This is a genomic window from Roseateles sp. P5_B10 (genome assembly GCF_056400485.1).
Window position 1 is genome coordinate 1 of record NZ_JBFULE010000367.1, and the last position, 5,222, is coordinate 5,222.

Below are 5,222 nucleotides of genomic sequence, written 5' to 3' on the forward strand. Positions count from 1 at the left end.
GCGCCAGGTGACGTTGGCCTTTGAATCATTCCCACTCGATCGTCGCGGGCGGCTTGGAGCTGACGTCGTAGGTCACGCGGTTGATACCGCGCACCTCGTTGATGATGCGACCGCTCGTCTTTTTCAACAGCGCGTAGGGCAGCTCGGCCCAGTCCGCCGTCATGAAGTCGCTGGTCTGCACGGCGCGTAGCGCGACGACGTAGTCGTAAGTGCGGCCATCGCCCATCACGCCCACGCTCTTGACCGGCAGGAACACGGCAAAGGCCTGGCTGGTCAGCGCGTACCAGCTCTTGCCCGTGGCCGGGTCGATGGTGTTGCGCAGCTCCTCGATGAAGATGGCATCGGCGCGGCGCAGCAGGTCGGCGAAGTCCTTCTTCACCTCGCCCAGGATGCGCACGCCCAGGCCCGGACCCGGGAAGGGGTGGCGATAGACCATGTCGGCCGGCAGGCCCAGGGCCACGCCCAGGGCGCGCACCTCATCCTTGAACAGCTCGCGCAGCGGCTCCAGCAGCTTCAGCCCCAGCGTCTCGGGCAGGCCGCCGACGTTGTGGTGGCTCTTGATCGTCGTGGCCTTCTTGGTCTTGGTGCCACCGCTCTCGACGACGTCGGGGTAGATGGTGCCTTGCGCCAGCCACTTGGCGTTCTTCAGCTTCTTGGCCTCGGCCTGGAAGACCTCGACGAACTCGGCGCCGATGATCTTGCGCTTCTTCTCGGGGTCGGCCACGCCGGCGAGCTTGCCGAGGAAAGCCGCACTGGCGTCAACATGCACGACCTTGGCGTGCAGACGGCCGGCGAACATGTCCATCACCATCTGGCCTTCGTTCAGGCGCAGCAGGCCGTGGTCGACGAAGACGCAGGTGAGCTGGTCGCCGATGGCGCGGTGGATCAACGCGGCGGCCACCGACGAGTCGACACCGCCGGACAGACCGAGGATGACTTCCTCATCGCCCACCTGCTCGCGGATCTTCGCAACGGCCTCGTCGATGTAGCTGCCCATCTGCCAGTCGCCCTTGCAGCCGGCGATGTCGCGCACGAAGCGGCGCAGCAGCGCGTCGCCCTGCACGGTGTGCGTGACCTCGGGGTGGAACTGGACGGCGTAGTAGCGCTTCTCCTCATTGGCCATGCCGGCGATGGGGCAGCTGGGCGTGGAGGCCATCAGCTTGAAGCCCGGCGGCATCACGGTGACCTTGTCGCCATGGCTCATCCAGACCTTGAGCATGCCGTGCTTCTCGGGCGTCTCGAAGTCCTGGATGCCTTCCAGCAGCTTGGTGTGGCCGTGCGCCCGCACCTCGGCATAGCCGAACTCGCGGTGATCGGCGGCCTCGACCTCACCGCCGAGCTGGACCGTCATCGTGAACATGCCGTAGCAGATGCCCAGCACCGGGACGCCGGCGTCCCACACGGCCTGCGGCGCGCGCAGCTCGTGGTCTTCGTAGGTGGAGGCGTGGCTGCCGCTGAGGATGATGGCCTTGGGTGCGAACGACTTGATGAAGTCGTCGGACACATCGTTCGGATGGATCTCGCAATACACCGCCGCTTCGCGCACGCGGCGGGCGATGAGCTGGGTGACCTGGGAGCCGAAGTCGAGGATGAGGACTTTGTCGTGTTGCATGGTGAACTCAGGCGGTTTGCAAAGCGGTGCGCTGGCCGTGGAAGAAGCGGTAGGCGACGATCAGGCCGATCAGCTGCAGGGCGGCGCAGGTGTAGAAGGGCAGGCCCATCAGCGGATCGGTGGCCGGGCGGTGTGACACCCAGCCCAGCAAGGTCAGGCCGACGACGGGCGCGATGACGGCCATCAGGCTGTTCAGCGACGACACGGCACCCATGGCCTGGCCTTGCCGGGTCGGCCCCGCCGCATTGGAAATGATGCTCTGCACCGCCGCGGTCGCAACACCGCCGAGCAGGTTGAAGGCGATGACGGCGTACATCATCCAGCCCTCGGTCGCGAGGCCGAAGCCGAGATAGGCCAGCGATGCAGAGCCCATGCCGATGAGTGCCAACCGCCGCGGGCTGAAGCGCGCCAGCAGCGGCTTGAGCAGCACGCCCTGGCTCAGCACCGACACGATGCCTACCGCGAACAGGGACCAGCTCACCTCGAGCGGCCCCCAGCCGAACTTGAACTTGGTGTAGAGCACCCAAGTCATGTGCAACATGAACTGCGCCAGCGACGCCAGCGCGATGACGACGACCAGCGACCCGACGCCCTTCAGCGCCGCCAGGCCACGCAGGGACGACACCGGGTTGGCCTTCTTCCAGTTGAAGCCCGTGCGCCTGTCAACGGGCAGGGACTCGGGCAGCACGAAGAAGCCGTAGCACCAGTTCACCACGGCCATGCAGCCGGCGGCGAGGAAGGGCCAGTGCACGTCGTAATGGCCCAGCCAGCCACCGATGACCGGGCCGAGGATGAAGCCGACGCCGAACATCGCGCCCAGCTGGCCGAAGCGGCGCGCTCGGTCTTCGGCCGGCGTGATGTCGGCCACATAGGCATTGGCGATGGCGATATTGGCCTGCATGGCGCCCGAGAACAGGCGCACGGCAACGAGCATCCACAGCGCCGTGGCCACGGCGGTCACGAAAAAGCTCAGCGCCAGGCCCGCAAAGCCGATCAGCAGCACCGGCCGGCGGCCGAAGCGGTCCGACAGCGAGCCAAGCACGGGTGAGCCGATGAAGTTGGCCACGCCGAAGGCCATGGTCACCATCAGGAAGGCCGAGGTCTGCTCGTCGTTGCTGTGGGTGAAGGTGCCGACGATATGCGGCAGCACCGGCACCATCAGCCCGATGGAGATCATGTCGATCAGCACCGCGGCCATGATGAAACCCATGGCCGGGGTGCGTTGCGTGGAGGAACTCATCGTCTTCCTGAAAAGCGCAACGGGGCGACTCTCGTTCGCCCCGTTGTCTCGGTCGGCAGCAGCAAAGCGTTCGACGGGCCGCCCCTAGAACGATTTGCGCCCCCGCGGGGGGCGGTTTGACCGTCAACGGTCAAACCGGGGGCCACAGTCACTCGCTGCGGTAGTTCGGTGCTTCCTTCGTGATCTGCACGTCGTGGACATGGCTCTCGCGCATGCCCGCCGTCGTGATCTCGACGAACTCGGCCTTGTCCTGCATGTCAGCGATGGAGCCGCAGCCGCAGTAGTGCATCGACGCCTTCAGGCCACCGGCCATCTGGAAGATGACCTGCACGACCGAGCCCTTGTAGGGTACCTGGCCTTCGATGCCTTCCGGCACGAGCTTGGACGTGTTCGGGTTGTTGGCCGAGGTGTCCTGAAAGTAGCGATCCGCACTGCCCTTGGCCATCGCGCCCATCGAGCCCATGCCGCGGTAGCTCTTGAAGGTGCGGCCCTGGTAGAGGATGACCTCGCCGGGCGCCTCCTCGGTGCCGGCGAAGGCACCGCCCATCATCACGCAGTCGGCGCCCGCAGCGATGGCCTTGGCCAGGTCGCCGGAGTAGCGCACGCCGCCGTCGGCGATGACGGGCACGCCGGTGCCCTTGAGCGCCGTGACGACGTTGTCGATGGCGGTGATCTGCGGCACGCCGACACCCGCAACGATGCGGGTCGTGCAGATGGAGCCGGGGCCGATACCGACCTTGACGCCGTCGGCGCCGGCTTCCACCAGCGCCAGCGCTGCGGCGCCGGTTGCGATGTTGCCGCCGATGACGTCGACGTTCGGATAGTTGCTCTTGACCCAGCGCACCCGCTCCAGCACGCCGGCACTGTGRCCGTGGGCCGTGTCGACGATGAGGGCATCGACGCCGGCACGCACCAGCAGTTCGACGCGTTGCTCGGTGTCGTCGCCGAAGCCGACTGCCGCGCCGACGCGCAGCTTGCCCTGGGCATCGCGCGCGGCGTTGGGAAAGCTGGTCTGCTTGGTGATGTCCTTGGTGGTCATCAGGCCGCGCAGCTCGAAGGCGTCGTTGACGACAACGACGCGCTCCAGCTTGTGCTTGTGCATCAGCGCCTTGGCCTCGTCGGTGGACGCGCCGTCCTTGACGGTGATGAGCTTCTCGGCCGGCGTCATGATCTCGCTGACGCGGGCGTCCATGCGGGTCTCGAAGCGCAGGTCGCGGCCGGTGACGATGCCGATGACGCGCTTGCCCTCGACGACCGGGAAACCCGAGAAGCCGTGCTGGCGGGTCAGCTCCATCGCCTCGCGGACCGTGGCGTTCGGGCCGATGGTGAGAGGCTCGCGAACGACGCCACTCTCATAGCGCTTGACCCGGGCGACTTCGCGCGCCTGGGATTCGGCGCTGAGGTTCTTGTGCACGATGCCGATGCCCCCCTCCTGCGCGATCGCGATCGCCAGGCGAGCTTCGGTCACGGTGTCCATGGCGGCGGACACCAGCGGCAGGTTCAGGGGAATGTTGCGCGACAGGCGGGTCGCAAGGCTGGTGTCACGGGGCAACACCTGGGAGAACGCTGGCACCAACAGAACATCGTCGAAGGTGAGCGCTTTGCCGAGAAGGCGCATGAGGAAAGCTCCAGACGCAAAGCGGCATTATACGGAGGGTCACGCAGGGGCCGTTGCCTCTGCGCCAACAGGCCCTAAACTGGCCGCATGCCTCGCAAAGCCTTTCGCCAAGCTCTTCTCGTCCTGCTCTGCCTCGCTGCAGCCGGCGCCGCTCAGGCCCAGTGGAAGTGGCGCGATGCCAAGGGCAATGTGCAGTACAGCGACATGCCGCCGCCGCCCGGCACACCGGACAAGGACATCCTGCTTCGCCCCTATGTGGCGAAGCCGACCATCGTCGTYGCGCCGCCCAGCACTCAGGCCAGCGCTGCTTCCGCGCCCAGACCGCCCGCCAGCGCGCCGACCAAGGCCGAGCAGGAGGCCGCTGCACGCCAGAAGAAGGACCAGGATGGCGAGACCGCCAAGCAGAAGGAAGAGGAACGCCGCGTCGCCGCGCAGCGCCGCGAGAACTGCGCCCGCGCCCAGGCCAATCTGCGCGATTTGCAGAGCGGCACGCGCCTGACCCGCACCAACGAGAAGGGCGAGCGCGTCTTCATGGACGAGGCCCAGATCTCCGCCGAGGTCAGCCGCGCGCGCGACACCATCACCAGCGAGTGCAAGTGACCCGCTGAGCCAACGCGTCTAGCCGTCGGCTCAGCCCGCGTGTTTGGGCCGATGTCGCGACACGATGCGCTCGCCACGCTTGGCGTAGCGCAGACGCCGCGCTTCCTTGGGGTCGACGGTCAGCGCGCGGTAGACCTCGATGCGATCACGCT

5 protein-coding genes are annotated in these 5,222 nt (G+C 66.9%); 1 reads left to right on the forward strand and 4 read right to left on the reverse strand.

The features are described from left to right. Positions 1-25: 25 nt before the first annotated feature. From guaA to guaB, 3 genes are all read right to left on the reverse strand, one after another. The gene (gene guaA / locus AC1DU6_RS19435; protein WP_477858991.1) at positions 26-1,612 is read right to left on the reverse strand and encodes a glutamine-hydrolyzing GMP synthase; all 1,587 of its coding nucleotides are present in this window, start codon (positions 1,610-1,612) and stop codon (positions 26-28) included. A 7-nt stretch (positions 1,613-1,619) separates the two neighbouring features. Beyond that, positions 1,620-2,852, reverse strand: a complete 1,233-nt coding sequence (locus AC1DU6_RS19440) for a TCR/Tet family MFS transporter (RefSeq protein WP_056197908.1) — start codon at positions 2,850-2,852, stop codon at positions 1,620-1,622. 148 nt (positions 2,853-3,000) lie between these two features. Continuing rightward, the gene (gene guaB, locus AC1DU6_RS19445) at positions 3,001-4,470 is read right to left on the reverse strand and encodes an IMP dehydrogenase (RefSeq protein WP_056197911.1); all 1,470 of its coding nucleotides are present in this window, start codon (positions 4,468-4,470) and stop codon (positions 3,001-3,003) included. 87 nt (positions 4,471-4,557) lie between these two features. Here guaB and AC1DU6_RS19450 point away from each other — a divergent pair, with 87 nt between their 5' ends. Then, a complete protein-coding gene (locus tag AC1DU6_RS19450; protein ID WP_056197912.1) occupies positions 4,558-5,070 on the forward strand; it encodes a DUF4124 domain-containing protein in 513 nt (170 codons plus the stop codon). A gap of 30 nt (positions 5,071-5,100) precedes the next feature. On the opposite strand, the gene AC1DU6_RS19455 is transcribed toward AC1DU6_RS19450, so the two are convergent. Then, on the reverse strand, positions 5,101-5,222 hold a 122-nt coding region (locus AC1DU6_RS19455), incomplete at its 5' end, for an RnfH family protein (protein WP_477858994.1).